Raw genomic sequence first — 15765 nt, forward strand, 5'->3', positions numbered from 1 at the left:
GCCTGTCCGTCAGGCGTGGGCGCCGGTGGTGACGGGGCCGATGCTCAGCTCCGGACGCGCCTCCAGGATCTCGCCCACCCGGGCGACCTGGTCGTCCAGCTCACGTGACCGGGCCGCGGTGAGCGGGCGCAGCGGCTCGACCGTCACGTGGAGGCGCCGGCCCGAGCGCCGCTGGTGCCACACGCCCGCCACCTCGCCGTCCACCAGCAGCACGGGGAAGTTGCCGGCCTGGCCGCCCGTCAGCGCCCGCTCCGCCGCCGCGCGCGGGAAGAGCAGCTCACGCGGCCTGCCGGCCACGACGTAGGCGTCGAAGTACGGCAGGAGCCGCACGCCCCGCGGCGGGCCGCCGGGGACCTCCGTGTCGCCCGGCAGGACCCAGGCCGGGCGGCCCTCCAGCCGCACCTCCTCCAGCTCCGCCGCGCCGAAGAGCCGCACCGCCGACGACCGAGGCGCCCCCAGCCACAGGGCGAACTCCTGGGGAGTGGCGGGGCCGTAGGCCGTGAGGTAGCGCCTGAGCAGCTCGACGGCACCGGGGCGCGCCACACCGTCGCCGGACGGGCCGGGGGTGCGCAGTGCGATTCCCCCGGGCAGGCCGGTATAGGTGACCTTGCGGCCGCGGGGCGGGCCGTACACGAACGCCCCCCGGTGCGCCGCCGCCGCCAGCGCCTGCCGCCAGCGCGGCCACATCGTCTGGAACGCGGGCATCACCAGGTCGCCCGCCCACGGCCCCGCGGCGGCGACGACCGCGTCCCCCAGCTCGTCGATCGTCAGCGCACGCCCGTCCACGGCGACGCGGATCGCCTCCACCACCTCCTCGGTCTGCCGGTCCGTCATCCGTACGTGCTCGGAGTGGGACGGCAGCACCGGCGGCAGCTCCGACAACGCGCTGACCCACAGGGGCAGGTCGGCGGCCGGGAGCAGGTGGACGGTGCCGCGCGGGCCGTGGGTCTTGACCAGCTCGCGCGTCCCCCACAGGGCCTCGCGCACGGCCGAGCGGGTCGCACCGCCGAGCCGAAGACCGACCGACAGCTCCGCGGCCGACATGACCTGGGCGTGCGCCCCGCACATGGCGCCCACGACCCCGCCCGGTGTGCCGCCCGCCGCCGGCTCGGCCAGCCCCTGCCGCTCCAACCGGCGCGCGCTGACCTCGGGCCAGGAAAACTCGATCATGGTGCCCCTCCTCAGTGGTCTCGGGACCACGTTAGAGAGCAATGCGGAAAAGTTCGTTCCGCGTTGGGCGCGAGGGCGCACAGCGTGAGGCCCCGGGCCTCAGGCCGGCGGAGGCTCGGGGCCGGCGGGAGCGGTCAGCTGAGGTAGTCGCGCAGGGCGCGGGCCCGCGACGGGTGGCGGAGCTTGGACATCGTCTTGGCCTCGATCTGGCGGATCCGCTCCCGGGTGACGCCGTAGACGCGGCCGATCTCGTCCAGCGTCATGGGCTTGCCGTCGACCAGGCCGTACCGCATCGAGATGACGCCCGCCTCCCGCTCGCTCAGCTCGTCGAGCAGGTCGCGGAGCTGCTGCTGCAGCAGCGTGAACGACACGGCGTCGGCCGGCGAGACCGCCTCGGTGTCCTCGATGAGGTCGCCGAACTCGCTCTCCCCCGCCTCGCCGAGCGGCGTGTGCAGGGAGATGGGCTCGCGCCCGTACGCCTGGACCTCGGCCACCCGTTCGGCGGGCAGCTCGGTCTCGGCCGCGATCTCCTCGGGCGTGGGCTCGCGGCCGAGGTCGGACTGGAGGCGTCGCTGCGCCCGGGCCACCTTGTTGATCAGCTCGACCATGTGGACCGGGATGCGGATCGTGCGGGCCTGGTCGGCCATGGCGCGGGTGATGGCCTGCTTGATCCACCAGGTGGCGTAGGTGGAGAACTTGTAGCCGAGCTGGTAGTCGAACTTCTCGATCGTGCGGATCAGCCCGAGGTTGCCCTCCTGGATGAGGTCGAGGAAGAGCATGCCGCGGCCGGTGTAGCGCTTGGCGATGGAGACGACGAGCCGCAGGTTGGCCTCCAGCATGCGCTGCTTGGCGCGGCCGCCGTCGGCGGCGATCAGTTCGAGGTCGGCGCGGAGGTCGGCGGGCAGGTCGCGCTCGCTGGCGAGGCGCTCGCTGGCGAACAGGCCGGCCTCGATGCGCTTGGCCAGGTCGATCTCCTGCTCCGCGGACAGCAGCGGCACCCGCCCGATCGCCGTCAGATAGGTCTTGACGGAGTCGGCGCTGACCGCCGGAGAATCGGCGACTCCGTCGTCCAGTTCGAGAACCTCTGCTGCTTGGGACACGACACTCTCCTCGCTACAGGCAGGCCACCACCGTCCACGCTACCCAACCGTGCTCGGTGCGCGGGCCGGTGCCGGGGCCGCACCGGCCCCGGGTGACAGGCGGTCGCCTTATACCATTCTTCCCCGGTATGGGCGTTACGCACCCGGGTGAGCGGTTGAGGCGTCACGGCCGCGAGCATGACTCCTGCATGCTCTTTCCGCACGAGAAGATCCGTGCCGCCTACCCCGCCCTGTCCGACGGCCACGCCTACCTCGACGGCGCCGCCGGCACCCAGACCCCGCAGGCCGTCATCGACGCCATCGCCGGCGCCTACCGCTCCGGCATCGGCAACGTCGGCGGCGCCTTCCCCGCCAGCCACCGCTCCGACGCCATCGTGGCCGCGTGCCGCGCGGCGGTCGCCGACCTGGTCGGCGGCCGGCCCGAGGGCGTGATCCTCGGCCCGAACATGACGACCCTCACCTACCGGATCGCCACGACCCTGGCCAAGGACTGGGGCCCGGAGGACGAGGTCGTGCTGTCCCGGCTCGACCACGACGCCAACGTCCGCCCGTGGACCGCGACGGGCGCGACGATCCGCTGGGCCGAGGTGGACCCGGTGACCGGCGAGCTGCCGGCGGAGCAGTACCGGGACCTCGTCGGCGAGCGGACCCGGCTGGTGGCGGTGAGCGCGGCGAGCAACGTGCTGGGCACCCGCCCGGACGTGGCCGCGATCTGCGCGGCGGCGCACGCGGCGGGGGCGCTGACGTACGTGGACGGCGTGCACGCCACCGCGCACGGCCCCGTGGACATGCGGGCGTTGGGCGCCGACTTCTACGCCACCAGCGCCTACAAGTGGTCCGGGCCGCACGTCGGCGCGGTGGTGGCCGACCCGTCACTGCTGGAGCGGCTGCGGCCGGACAAGCTGGCCCCGTCGCCGGACACGGTGCCGGAGCGGTTCGAGACGGGCACGGCGGCGTTCGCCGACCTGGCGGGGGTGACGGCCGCCGTGGACCACCTGGCCGCGATGGTGCCCGGCACGGGCTCGCGGCGCGAACGGCTGCTCGCCTCGATGGCCGCCGCGGAGGCGTACGAGCTGGAGCTGTTCGCGGTGCTGCTGGCCGGGCTGGAGGCGCTGCCGCACGTCACCCTGTACGGCAAGCCCGCGCGGCGGACGGCGACGGCGTACTTCACCGTGGCCGGGCTGACGCCGCGCCAGGTGGCCGAGCACCTGGCCGGGCTCGGGGTGAACGTGTGGAACGGTCACAACTACGCCTGGGAGCTGACGGGCGCGCTCGGTGTCCGGAACGCGGGGAGCGCGGTCCGGGCCGGGCTGGTCCACTACAACGACCGCTCGGACGTGGACCGCCTCCTGGAGGGGGTCGCCGGGCTGCGCCCGGCCGGCTGAGACCGGGACGGCCGCCCTCAGCCGGCCGGGAGGAAGTCGGCGGCGTGCTCGCGGGCCCAGGTCTCGAAGTCGCGGGCGGGGCGGCCGGTCAGCCGCTCGACCGTGTCGTTGATCTCCACGGGCGTGCCGTCGGTGGAGCTCCAGTAGTCGAGCAGCGCGTCGGCGAAGCCGGCGTCGAGGTACTCGGCCATCTCGGACCTCCACTGCTCGCGGCTGACCCGCCGGATCTCGACGGGCCGCCCGGTGACGGCGGCCAGGATGTCGAGCTGCTCGGCGAACGTGACGGAGCGGGGGCCGGTGAGCGTGTGCGCGTCGCCGTGCCCGCCGTCCGAGGTGAGCACGGCGAGCGCCGCGGCGGCGACGTCGGCCTCGTGGATGGGGTCGTTGTGCGCCCCCGGGTACGGCAGGCTGACCGGCTGACCGGACCTGACGGCCCAGGACCAGGCCAGCGCGTTGGAGGAGAACGAGCCGGGCCGCAGCAGCGTCGTCCGCACCGGGCCGGCCACCAGGGCGCGCTCCACGTTCAGGTGCGAGGCGGCCAGGGGGTTGGTCTCCGCCTCCGGGTTGAGCACGGAGGCCGAGGACAGCAGGACGATGTGCTCGACCCCGGCCTCGGCCGCCTCCCGGGCGAAGGCGCCGGCGTGGGCGGCGGTGGCGTACAGGAAGACGGAGGTGACGCCCTTGAGCGCGGCCGCGAACGTGGACGGGTCGTTCAGGTCGCACACCACGCGGCCGGGCAGTCCGGGAGCGGGGGCGCTGGAGGCCTCACGGACCTCGGCGCCGCGCTCGCGCAGGAGCGCGGTGAGGTGGCGGGCGACGGCGCCGCGGGCGCCGGTGACGAGAATGGTCATGGTTCCTTCTGAAATGTATTCGTGACGCATATATTGCGTTACACACATAATTCGTGGTGGGAGAGGTCATGTCAAATCGGCACGAGCTGCTGGAACGGATCATCGCGGAGAGCCAGCGTCACTACGCGGCATACGCGCTGTTCAACCAGGCCATGGCCGACCGGCTCGGCCTGCACCCCACCGACCTGCAGTGCGTGGCCCTGCTGGACCTGGAGGCCGGGCCGGTCAGCACCGGTCACATCGCCCGGCTCACCGGGCTGACGGCCGGCTCGGCGTCCCGGCTGGTGGACCGGCTGGAGAAGGCGGGCCTGGCGGTGCGGGAGAGCGACCCGGAGGACCGCAGGCGTTCGCTGGTGAGGCTCGCGCCGGGCGTGCGGGAGCGGATCGGGCAGGCATGGGACACGCCCGGCCGGGCGTACGGGGAGGTGCTGCGCTCCTACACGGACGCGGAGCTGGAGCTGATCGCCGACTACCTGCGGCGGGCCACCCAGGTGGGATTCGACCAGGCCCGGCACCTCACCGCCGACCGCCCGCAGGCCGCACCGCCCGGGGCGTGATCGGCGGTTAGGATCGGCGGCGTGAGCCTGCCCGCCGTGTCCGGCCTCGTTCCCGACGCCGGAGTCCCAGGCGCCGGAGCTCCTGACGCCCGAGTTCCCGGCGCCGGAGCCTCCGGCGCATGGGCGTCGCCCGTCGAGCCGGCGCGCGACCCGTACCACGTCTACCTCGACTCGCTCACGAGCGCCGAGTCCCGCCGCACGATGCGCGGCTGCCTCGACCGGCTCGCCCGGCTGCTCACCGGCGACGAGAACGCCACCGGCGCCGGCCAGCCCTGGCACCTGCTGCGCTACGAGCACACGGTGCGCATCCGGACGCTGCTGACCGACCAGGGCTGGTCGGCGGCGTACGTCAACAAGCATCTCGTCGCGCTGCGCCGGGTGCTGAAGGAGTCGTGGCGGCTGGGCCGGAGCAGCGCGGAGGAGTACGCGCGCGCCTCCGACCTCGCCCCGGTACGGCAGAGCCGCCTGCCCACCGGCCAGCACGTGCCTCCGGAGGTGGTGGGCGCGGCCCTGGCCGCCTGCGACGACTCGCCGGCCGGTGTGCGCGACGCGGCGCTCATCGCGGTGCTGTACTCGACGGGCTGCCGCCGGGCCGAGATCGGCGGGCTGTCGCTGGCCGACTACGACCCGGGCGGGCGCTCGCTGCGGGTGCGCGGCAAGCGGGACAAGGAACGCCTGGTGTACCTGACGGCCGACGCCATCGGGCTGCTGGAGCGGTGGCTCGCGGTGCGGGGCGGCGGGCCCGGAGCGCTGTTCAGCCCGATCAGCAAGGCGGGCCGCGTCCGGACACGTGACGGACGGCCGGTGGGGCTGACGGGCCAGGGCATCGCCGACATCCTGGCGCGGCGGCTCGGCCAGGCGGGGGCGTCGCGGCGCACGGCGCACGACTTCCGGCGCACGTTCATCGGCGAGCTGCTGGACGCGGGCGTGGACCTGGCGACGGCCCAGGCGCTGGTCGGGCACTCCTCGCCGGCCACGACGGCCCGCTACGACCGCCGCCCGGAACGCACCCGCCGCGAGGCGGTCGACCGCCTCCGCCTCCCTCCCCCGCGCCCCCTCTCCTGACAGTCCCCTCTCCTGACGGCCCCCTCTCCTGACGGCCCCCTCTTCTGACGGCTCCCTCTCCTGACGGCCTCGGCTCAGGACGTGGGCTCAGGTCGTGGCGCGGAGTCCGGGGCCGTGGCCCCGGCGGTGGCCGCCCGGCGTCGTGCCGTACCACTGCCGGAACGCCAGGTGGAAGCCCACCACCGACCCGTACCCGACGCGGCGCGCGATGGCGTCGTGCGGCAGCGACGTCTCCTCCAGCAGCCGCGCGGCCTCCTGCATCCGGCGCGCGGTCAGGTGCCGCATCGGCGCCTCACCCACCAGCCGCCGGAACGTGGCCGCGAACGCCGACCGCGACATCCCGGCCTCCGCCGCCAGCGTCTCCACCGTCCACGGCTCCCCGAACCGGCTCTGCACGGCCAGCAGCGCCGCACCGACGGCCGGGTGCCGCAACGCCGCGAGGACGGGCTGGGCGGCGGCCGGGCCGTCCACGAGCGCGGCCCGCAGCGCCAGCACCAAGGCCAGCTCGAAGCCCCGCAACGCCACCAGCGCCTGCCCCGGCTCGGCCCGGTCCCACTCGCCCGCGAGCCCGTCCAGGGTGCCGCGCAGCAACGGCTGCCCGGCCGGCGACTCGCGGTCGAGCAGGAGCACGGGCGGCAGCGCCCGGTACAGCGGCGAGGCCGCCGCGGCGTCGTAGTGCAGCCCGCCGCACAGCATGACCGTCTCGGCTCCGGGACCGTCGATGCGGACCGTGCGGGCCCTGCCGGGCGGGCGCGCGGGCAGGACGCTCTCCAGCGGCACGGTGGCCCGGCCGGGCGCGTCGGCCAGCCGGTGCGCCGCCCCGTGCGGGAACACCGCGAGGTCGCCCGCCCGCAGCCGCACCGGCTCCCGGCCCGGCAGCTCGACCGTGCACGCGCCCGCCTGCACGTAGTGGAGGAGGGCGCAGCTCTCCCGCTCCCCCGCCACGCCCCAGGGGGCCCGCGCCGACCAGCGGCTGTGGAAGACGCCGCGCAGCCGCAACGGCCCCAGCAGCTCACTCAGCAGATCACCGTCCACGGACGATCCTTAATGTTCACCGGATTTCCGTTTATGGAGCGTACCGGCCGGGCGGAGGGAGGGTGGGCGGCATGAGGATTCTGGTCATCGGAGCGGGGGGCGCGCAGGGCGGCGCCGTGGCGCGGCGCCTGGCCGCCGAGGGGTACGAGGTGCGCGGGCTGTCCCGTACGGGGGCGGCGCCGGACGGGGTGCGGCCGTTCGCGGCGGACCTGGGAGACGCGGCGCGGGTCCGGGAGGCGTTCGACGGGGTGACGCACGTGTCGGTGACGCTGCCGCTGGTGTTCGAGGCGGAGCTGGTGGAGGCGTACGTCCGCAACGTGCTCGGGGCCGCGTCGGCGGCGCGGGTGCGGCGGCTGGTGCTCAACACCGGCAACCGGCTGCCGGCGCGGGCCACGGGCGTCGCGGCGTTCGACACGCGGAGGAAGGCCGCCGCGACGGCGCTCGGGTCAGGGGTGCCGTCGGTGGTGCTGAGCCCGCCGCTGTACCTGGAGAACCTGGCGGCGCCGGGAGTGTGGGGGCCGCTGGTGGAGCGGGGGGTGCTCCGCCAGCCGTTGCCGGGCGACGTGCCGGTGTCCTGGCTGACCCACGCCGACCTGGCCGCCGCGACCCTGGGCGCGCTCACGGGCGACGGCCCGGTGGGGGCCGTGCTGGAGGTGGGCGGCCCGCCCGTCACGGGGGCCGAGCTGGCCGCCGCCGCCGGCGCGCGCTACGAGGAGCTGGAGGTGGCGGCGTTCGAGGCGGGGCTCGCGGCGGCGCTGGGGCCCGGGGCGGCGGCGGGGGTGGCGGACACGTACCGCTGGATCGCCGCGCACGGCCGCGACCTGTACGGCGGGGACGGGACGGCCGGGCGGCCGGGCACGCGGGTCACCTCGCCGCGGGAGTGGCTCGCCGCGCGGCTGCGGACCGCCCGATGAGGCCGCCCGGCGAGGCCGAAGCGGTAGAGGCTGAGGTGGTGCGGGCCGAGGTGGTGCGGGCCGAGGTGGTGCGGGCCGAGGTGGTGCGGGCCGAGGTGGTGCGGCATCACCAGCTCATCGAGCGCTGGCTGGCGGGGACGGCGCCGCGCGACGCCTTCGCCGGGTTCGCCGGCGCCCATGCCCCGGCCTTCACGCTCGCGGCCCCGGACGGGCGGCTGCTGTCACGGGCGGAGGTGCTGGCCGAGGTCGAGGCCGGGTACGGGCGCGTGCCCGGAGCCCGGATCGAGATCCGCCACGTCACCGTGGTCGCCGCCTCCGGGGCTCTGGTGGTGGCGGCGTACGAGGAGTGGCAGGGCGGCGCGGGACGGCGCTCGACGGCCGTGTTCGAGCGCCGGCCCGGCGGGCTGAGCTGGCTGTACCTGCACGAGACCCTTGTCCGGGAGACCACGCCACGCGAGGGGTTCACCGGTTCAGGCGGACGTCCAGGTGACGATGCGGAAGGTGCCGTCCAGCTCGCCGAGGGCGATGAAGTCCTCCGTGGGGTGGAACGCGGCGCTGGCCGCAGGGCTGGCGGCGGGGACGCGGACGCGGACGGATGGGGCGGCGGGGTCGGTGACGTCCCAGATGTTCGCCCCGCCCGCCAGCGAGCCCGTGGCCAGGAGGTCTCCGGTGGAGTCGAACGCGGCGGTGTAGGCGGCGTGGATGGGCATCCGGGACAGCGGCGCGGGCTCGCCGTCGACGCCCCACAAGCTCACCGCCTGGCGGCCGCCGACGGCCAGGACCGTGCCGGACGGGTCGAACGCCATCGAGAAGACCCAGTCGACCTGCGCCGCCAGCCGGTGGACGAGCCGGGGACGCTCGACGTCCCGGACGTCCCACAGCAGGACGAGGCCGTCGCGGCCGCCGGTGGCCAGGAGGCTCCCGTCGGGGTGGAACGCCACGGACCGGACCGCCTGTTCATGGGCGCCGAGGGTGGCCAGCCGCTCGGTGGCCCCGGCGTCGGTGACGCTCCACAGGTGGACGTTCGTGTCCACGCTCGCGCTGGCGAGGACGGTGCCGTCCGGGGAGAAGGCGAGTCCTGCCACGAGGTCCTCGTGCGCCCGTGCCGTCGTCGACAGGTGCTGGGGCCGGGCGGGGTCGGACAGGTCGAACAGGCCGATGTTCCACGTCCAGGTGCCGGCCGCGAGCAGCCTCCCGTCCTGGCTGACCGCGAGGGAGTCGATCACCGTGGTGATCCGCCCTTCGGGTTCGTGGACGACCGAGGCCGTGACGACCGGTGCCGTGCGGTCGGCCACGTCCCAGATCAGGGCGCGCTCGGTCCGGCCTCCCGCGACGACGTGACGGCCGTCGGGCAGGAAGGCCATCGCGATGATGGAGGCGGCGTGGCCGGTGAGCGCCGGGCGGAGCCGTTCCTGCAGGAGCGCGTGCCGGAACTGGAAGAGCGGACCGACCTGGCGCAGGACGTTGCGCTGCTGGGCGTCCTCGAGGAAGGCCAGCAACCGCAGCGGGGTTCCGCGCTCCACGCGCCACCAGACGCGGGCAAGGACGAAGCGGCCCCAGGCGCTGTTGAGCAGCGCGACCGAGCCGACCGTGATCCCGAGCGGCAGTCCGTGGGCGGGGATGATCTGCAGGGCCATGCCCATCAGGGTCCCGGACAGAGCTCCCTCGGACGCCTGGAGGAGAGCGAGGCGGCGGTCCCAGACCAGCGCCCGCCGGGGCGTGGCGAGGGCGATGTCGGCGGGCGCGTCGAAGCTCAGCATCACGCGTAACGGGCCCGACATCCAGTTGGCGAACGCGATCAGCGTGCCCGCCAGGAGGGCTGCGTGCCAGCCCCGCTCCCAGCCGGCGCGCCAGCCGTCCGTCCAGCCCGTCAGCACGCCCAGCGCCAGGCCCACACCGAGCCCGAGCTGCAGGCCGCCGGTCACGGCCATGCGAAGGTTGACCCGCAGCGAGGCAGCCGTCGGCGGTCGCAGCACCACCCGCCGGGGCTGCCCGTCGGCCAGGACGGTGGGGACGATGGCCCTCGTCCGGCGGGAGCGCGCGATGAAGAAGGCGACCGCCGCCATGAAGAGCGCGTAGACCGGCCCGTCGAACGCCAGGACGACCACGTAGGTGACCACGGCGACGAACCACCGGTCGAAGCTGCGCGGGTCGTCGATCGCGCGCTGGAGGTGCCACCAGGCCAGATCGTGGGTGCGGCGCAGGTCGAGCTCGGCCGCGAGCGTCGACAGGGCCTCCCGCGCGTGTTCGGCGTCCCGCTCGCCGCGCATGCGCCGGTTGGTCCCGGCGGGACGCCGGTAGGCGGCGGCGAGGAAGCCACCGAGCAGATGGTTCTGGATGCGCTCGGCGGTGGGGAACCGCTCGGCGTCGAGAAGCTCGGCCGGATCGGCCAGGACGGTGTCGTCCCTGACGCGCCGCGGGACCGGGTTGTAGAGGAACCGGGCGAGAGCCAGCATCAGCGGTGTGCGCAGGGCCTCGGTGACAGGGGCGTCCGCGGAGTCACGCAGCCGCTCGAAGACCGGCTCCCAGCGCTGAGCCGAAACCGCACCCGCGGCCCCGGCCCGCAGGTAGTCGATCATCAGGTCGGTGGGAAGGTCTTGGAGCTGGACGACCGCCGCCCCCCTGAGGCGGACCGGCAGCCGGTCGCCCTCCGGATCGACGGCCGAGGCATACTCGCCGGTGCGGCTGGTCAGGACCAGAGGGGAGCCGGGGCGCAGCGCCTCGTTGATCGCGGCGATGCCGAAGCCGCGGACCGCGGGGTCGAGCTCGTCGAACCCGTCGAGGACGGGTAAGATCATCTGGTTCTCGACCAGGGCCTGCGCGAGGCTGACCCCTTCCCGTTCCGCGTACGGCGCCCCCAGACCGCTGTAGGACAGCCTGAGCCTGCCGGCGATCCACTGAGTGAGCGGCTGCTCCTCGGGATTCCACGAGGCGAGCCCGAGGACGACCGGCACCGGGCCGTCGCCACGACGCTCGTCGAGGAGCTGCCGGGCCAGGTGGGCGGCGAGGGTGGTCTTCCCTGCGCCGGGTGCGCCCAGGATCACCAGGCGGGCGGTGGGGATGCGCGTGAAGGTCCGGGTGATGTCGTCCAGCGTGCCGGTGAGCTCGTGCGGGCCGCGGATCCGGGAGAGCCTGCGGGCGAACGGGGACCGCGCGGCGCGGGCGGCGCGCTCCAGGTCTCGCCAGTCCACGCCGAGCACCGCGACGTCCCCTCCGGAGAACCCGACCGGGAGCCGCCACGGCGCGTCGGTCTCCTGCCGCCCGGCCTCGGCGTCCAGCTCCGCCCGTACGACCGCCGCGAGCTCCTGGGCGGCCGCCACCAGCGTCCGCGGCGGCTTCATCGCCTGGAACGAGGCCCACTGCACCCACGCCGCCGTGACCCCGGCGGCCAGCGACACCGCCGAGGCGATCCCTCCGACGACGTCCGCATGCCAGCCCTTCCAGGCCCACGCGGCCAGCGCCGCGGCCGACAAGGCCACCACGGCGGTCACGACGACGACCGGAACCCGCCTGCGACGCCCACCGTTCAAGCCGTCTCATCTCCCTGTAAGCGAGGTACGGGACCGTCCCGCCGGCACCCCTCCTACTCCCATCTGCTCCGGCCGCCTGCCTGTTTCATACCGTCCGCGCAGGTTCAGGCCGTAGGGACGCCCGTTCAGACCGTACGGACATCGGCTGAGGCCGTACAAGCGGCGTTTCAGGTCGTCCCGGCCCCCAGCAGCGAGAAGGCCAGCTCGGCGGCGCGGACCGCCTCCGGCTCGACCTCGGCGATGGGGCGGCCGGCGGCCAGCGCCTCCCAGGAGCGCCGGGCGAGCACGCGCTGCGTGGCCATCGCCTGGGCGGCCATCAGCTCGGCCGTCAGCCGGTCCGTGCTCTCGGCGAGCGCCTCGGCCAGGGCGCTCTCGTCCACGGCCATGTACTGGAACACCCGCGTCGCCAGGCTCGGCGTGGAGAAGACGAGACGGTAGTAGGCCACCACCGCCGGGTGGTCGTTGAGCCCGGTGACCGGCTCGTGGCGGGCCAGCCCGTCGAGGAAGTGGCGGCGCAGCGCTTCGAGGGGGGTCTCGCCCGCCGCCCGGCCGCGCACCACGCGGGCGGCCTCGCCCTGGTGGTCGGCGATGCGGTGCAGGACGAGGTCCTCCTTGGTCGGGAAGTACTTGAACAGCGTCGGCTTCGACACCCGGGCCGCGGCCGCCACCTCGGTGACCGGCACCTCGTCGAAGCCGCGCTCGAGGAAGAGCGAGATGGCGGCCTCCGAGATCGCCTCGTGGACGCGCTGCCGGTGCTGCTGCCTCAGTCCTGTCATGGATTCACTCTAGCAAACTGTTAACCTGGTTAATATATTGACCGGGTTAACACTTTCCGGAGGGCGCACATGGACGAGCTGGAGCACGGCGTGGACGGGCTGGAGCAGGAGCGGCGGTACGTCGAGACGTGCCGGGCGGGGCTGCGCCGCATGCTCGACGCCGCGCGCGACAACGTGATCGTCGGCGAGACCGTCGCCGGTGACCGCTACAGCGCCGAGCGGCTCGGCCGCTACCTCAAGAGCCTGGCCAAGGAGTTGACCGAGGAGCCGGACGGCCCGCCGTTCTTCGGCCGCCTCACCTTCGAGCGCCGGGACGGCGCCGCGCCCGCCGAGGGCACGGGGGCCGGAGAGGACACGGGGGCCGGAGAGGGCACCGCGGACGCGGAAGGGCACGACGGCCGTACGTACTACATCGGCAGGCGGCACATCCCCGGCGAGCACGGCGGCCCGCCGGTCGTCATCGACTGGCGGGCGCCCGTCGCCCGCGCCTTCTACCGGGCCGGCGCGCGGGACCCGCAGGGCGTGGCGGTGCGCCGCCGGTTCGGCTGGTCGGACACCACGCTGACGTCGTACGAGGACGAGCGGCTGGGGCGCGGCGAGGAGCGCCGCAGCCGCCTGCTGGCGGCCGAGATCGAGCGGCCGCGCGTCGGCCCGATGCGCGACATCGTCGCCACGATCCAGCCGGAGCAGGACGACCTGGTCCGCACCGGCCTGGAGGACTCGATCGGCGTGCAGGGGGCGCCCGGCACCGGCAAGACCGCCGTGGGCCTGCACCGCGCGGCGTACCTGCTGTACGCCTACCGGCAGCGGCTCCAGCGCGGCGGCGTCCTCGTCCTCGGCCCCAACCGCGCCTTCCTCGGCTACATCGCGGCGGTCCTGCCCGCGCTGGGCGAGGTGGACGTGGAGCAGACCACGCTGGACGGGCTCATCGCCACGGTGCCGGTCCAGGCCCGGGACGACGCGCGGGCGGCGGCGGTCAAGCACGACGCCCGGATGGCCGAGGTGCTGCGCCGGGCCCTGTACGGGCGGATCTCGAAGCCGGCCGAGCCGGTGGTGGTGAGCGAGGGGTCGTTCCGGTGGCGGGTGGAGGAGGACGAGCTGCGCCGCGTCGTGGACGACACGCGGCGTGACGCGCTGCCGTACGGGACCGGGCGGGAGCGGGTGCGGGCCCGGGTGGTGGCGCTGATGCGCCGCCAGGCCGAGGCGCGCGGCCACAGCCCCAACGCCGCCTGGGAGCGCCGCACCGGCCGCGCGATCGCGGCGTGGCTCGACGGGGTCTGGCCGGCGGTCCGGGCCGAGCAGGTGGTGCACGAGGTGCTGTCCGGCCGGTGGACGCCCACCGGCGGCGCGGGCGGGCCGTTGAGCGCGGGCGAGTGGGCGGCCGTCGTGTGGGAGCGGCCGGCGCGCACGTACAAGAGCGCGAAGTGGTCGGCGGCCGACCTCGTGCTGATCGACGAGGTCGCCGGCCTGCTGGAGCGCCCGCGCGGCTACGGCCACGTCATCGTGGACGAGGCGCAGGACCTGTCCCCCATGCAGTGCCGCGCCGTGGCCCGGCGCGCCGAGCACGGCTCGCTCACCGTGCTGGGAGACCTGGCCCAGGGCACGACGCCGTGGGCGGCCCGGTCGTGGCCGGAGCTGATGGCGGCGCTGGGCAAGCCCGGGGCGCGAGTGGTGGAGCTGACCACGGGCTTCCGGGTGCCGGCGGTCGTCGTGGAGCTGGCGAACCGGCTGCTGGCCGCCCTGGACGCGGGCGTGCCGGCGACCCGCTCGTACCGCTCGGACGGGCGGCTGCGCGTGACCCGGGTTCCGGGGCTGGAGCGGGGCGTGGTGGCGGCGGCGCGGGAGGCGCTGGAGTTCGAGGGGTCGGTCGGGGTCGTCGCCGCCGACGCGGACGCCGAGGCGCTGACCGCCGCCCTGTGGGACGCCGGGCTGGACGTGGGCGAGCGGCTGAGCGTGGTCCCGGTCTCGCTGGTCAAGGGGCTGGAGTACGACCACGTGGTGCTGGCCGAGCCGGCCGCGATCGCCGAGGCGGAGGAGCGGGGGCTCAACCGGCTCTACGTGGCGCTGACCCGGGCGGTGTCCCGGCTGGACGTGGTGCACGCCCGGCCGCTGCCGCCGGAGCTCGGCGACCCTGCGCCGGTCGCCGGGCGGGCGGCGCGTGAAAGTTTCTCGACCGCCGACTCAGTCTGAGCCGCCCCGACCAGCCCTCATGCCGGCCGTGACGGGTCCGGGCCGACGGCCGGCGTTGACCGAGGGAAAGCGCTTTCCTACGGTGTGGGCAACCGCTTTCCCGTGACCGTGAGGTCATCTCCGCAGAGGAGCTCAGCGATGGGCACACGAGGACGCACCCCCACTCTGATCACCGGCCTGGCCGCCGCGGCGGCCGCCGTCACCGCGCTCGCGGCACCCGCCTCCGCCGTACCGCGCTCCGACGAGCCGGCCGCGGCACTGGCCGCCGAGACCTCCCCCGTCGGCTGGGCGAGCCAGGGCGGCGGCACCACGGGCGGCGGCGGCACGCCCCCGACGACCGTGAGCTCCGCCTCCGCTCTCAAGACGGCCCTGTCCTCCGGCTCCGCCGCCGTGATCCGGGTCTCGGGGACGATCTCCTGCTCCGGCATGCTGAAGGTGACCTCCAACAAGACCGTCCTCGGCAACTCCGGGGCGACGATCTCCGGCTGCGGGTTCAACGTCGCCAGCGCCTCCAACGTCATCATCCGCAACCTCACGTTCCGCGGCTGGAACGACGACGGCATCAACGTGCAGTACTCGACCCGGGTGTGGATCGACCACAACTCCTTCAGCGACGGCTACGACGGGGCGGTGGACATCAAGCGCGCCAGCGACTACGTCACCGTCTCCTGGAACAAGTTCTCCGACCACGACAAGACCATGCTGCTCGGCCACAGCGACGACAACGGCTCGGAGGACCGCGGCCACCTGCGGGTGACGTACCACCACAACTGGTTCGACGGCACCAACCAGCGCCACCCGCGGGTGCGCTTCGGCAACCCGGTGCACGTCTACAACAACTACTACTCCAGCATCGGCAGCTACGGCGTGGCCTCCACCAAGGAGGCGGGCGTGCTCGTCGAGGGCAACTACTTCGAGAACACCGACGACCCCTTCCACCGCGGTGAGGGCAGCTCGCCCGCCGCCAACCTGGTGGCCCGCAACAACCACTTCGTCAACTCGGGCAGCGGCGACGCGGGCGGCAGCGTCGCCACGATCCCGTACTCCTACCCCCTCGACGCGGCCTCCGGCGTCAAGACCATCGTGACCGGCGGAGCCGGGGCCGGCCGGATCAGCCCCTGACCGGCGCGGACCGGACGCCCGGGTACGGCCTCCCACCGCGGGGAGCCGTGGGCTCCGGGTACGGCCTCCC

At 74.8% G+C, this 15765-nt stretch carries 12 protein-coding genes and 1 pseudogene; 6 read left to right on the top strand and 7 right to left on the bottom strand.

Translation table 11 applies throughout. The features are described from left to right. Positions 1-9: 9 nt before the first annotated feature. On the bottom strand, positions 10-1170 hold the full coding sequence (locus ABZS51_RS34805; protein ID WP_355450221.1) for a winged helix DNA-binding domain-containing protein: 1161 nt from the start codon (positions 1168-1170) through the stop codon (positions 10-12). A gap of 134 nt (positions 1171-1304) precedes the next feature. Beyond that, positions 1305-2210, bottom strand: a pseudogene (locus ABZS51_RS34810) (RNA polymerase sigma factor); the annotation flags it as partial. Positions 2211-2458: 248 nt separating this feature from the next. Between ABZS51_RS34810 and ABZS51_RS34815 the strand changes: the two are divergent. Beyond that, positions 2459-3655 carry a cysteine desulfurase-like protein gene (locus ABZS51_RS34815; protein WP_355450224.1) on the top strand — a complete coding sequence of 399 codons (1197 nt, stop codon included), beginning with the start codon at positions 2459-2461 and terminating at the stop codon, positions 3653-3655. 17 nt (positions 3656-3672) lie between these two features. Here the strand turns inward: ABZS51_RS34815 and ABZS51_RS34820 are convergent, their stop codons facing one another. Then, positions 3673-4506: an NAD(P)H-binding protein gene (locus ABZS51_RS34820; protein WP_355450227.1), complete on the bottom strand. Its 834-nt coding sequence runs from the start codon at positions 4504-4506 to the stop codon at positions 3673-3675. A gap of 68 nt (positions 4507-4574) precedes the next feature. Between ABZS51_RS34820 and ABZS51_RS34825 the strand changes: the two genes are divergently transcribed. Both ABZS51_RS34825 and ABZS51_RS34830 read left to right on the top strand, forming a co-directional pair. Further along, positions 4575-5063, top strand: a complete 489-nt coding sequence (locus ABZS51_RS34825) for a MarR family transcriptional regulator (protein ID WP_355450230.1) — start codon at positions 4575-4577, stop codon at positions 5061-5063. 21 nt (positions 5064-5084) lie between these two features. Further along, positions 5085-6128, top strand: a complete 1044-nt coding sequence (locus ABZS51_RS34830; RefSeq protein ID WP_355450233.1) for a tyrosine-type recombinase/integrase — start codon at positions 5085-5087, stop codon at positions 6126-6128. Positions 6129-6215: 87 nt separating this feature from the next. Here the strand turns inward: ABZS51_RS34830 and ABZS51_RS34835 are convergent, their stop codons facing one another. Then, the gene (locus tag ABZS51_RS34835) at positions 6216-7163 is read right to left on the bottom strand and encodes an AraC family transcriptional regulator (RefSeq protein WP_355450236.1); all 948 of its coding nucleotides are present in this window, start codon (positions 7161-7163) and stop codon (positions 6216-6218) included. Positions 7164-7234: 71 nt separating this feature from the next. Between ABZS51_RS34835 and ABZS51_RS34840 the strand changes: the two genes are divergently transcribed. Beyond that, positions 7235-8077: an NmrA family NAD(P)-binding protein gene (locus ABZS51_RS34840; protein WP_355450239.1), complete on the top strand. Its 843-nt coding sequence runs from the start codon at positions 7235-7237 to the stop codon at positions 8075-8077. A gap of 106 nt (positions 8078-8183) precedes the next feature. On the opposite strand, the gene ABZS51_RS34845 is transcribed toward ABZS51_RS34840, so the two are convergent. The 3 genes from ABZS51_RS34845 to ABZS51_RS34855 all read right to left on the bottom strand — a co-directional run bounded on the left by ABZS51_RS34845 (position 8184) and on the right by ABZS51_RS34855 (position 12383). Then, positions 8184-8543: a hypothetical protein gene (locus ABZS51_RS34845; RefSeq protein ID WP_355450242.1), complete on the bottom strand. Its 360-nt coding sequence runs from the start codon at positions 8541-8543 to the stop codon at positions 8184-8186. A gap of 4 nt (positions 8544-8547) precedes the next feature. After that, positions 8548-11607, bottom strand: coding sequence for an NACHT domain-containing protein (locus tag ABZS51_RS34850; RefSeq protein ID WP_355450245.1), 3060 nt, complete (start codon positions 11605-11607; stop codon positions 8548-8550). 167 nt (positions 11608-11774) lie between these two features. Beyond that, entirely contained in the window at positions 11775-12383 is a 609-nt protein-coding gene (locus tag ABZS51_RS34855; RefSeq protein ID WP_355450248.1) for a TetR family transcriptional regulator, read from the bottom strand. Between the two features lie 69 nt (positions 12384-12452). On the opposite strand from ABZS51_RS34855, the gene ABZS51_RS34860 reads away from it, so the two are divergent. Both ABZS51_RS34860 and ABZS51_RS34865 read left to right on the top strand, forming a co-directional pair. Further along, positions 12453-14573: an ATP-binding domain-containing protein gene (locus tag ABZS51_RS34860; RefSeq protein WP_355450251.1), complete on the top strand. Its 2121-nt coding sequence runs from the start codon at positions 12453-12455 to the stop codon at positions 14571-14573. 138 nt (positions 14574-14711) lie between these two features. After that, positions 14712-15695, top strand: coding sequence for a right-handed parallel beta-helix repeat-containing protein (locus tag ABZS51_RS34865; RefSeq protein WP_310709798.1), 984 nt, complete (start codon positions 14712-14714; stop codon positions 15693-15695). The last annotated feature ends 70 nt before the right edge of the window (positions 15696-15765 follow it).

Origin of the sequence: Nonomuraea sp. NPDC005501, assembly GCF_040605905.1 — a bacterium.
Lineage (GTDB): Bacteria > Actinomycetota > Actinomycetes > Streptosporangiales > Streptosporangiaceae > Nonomuraea.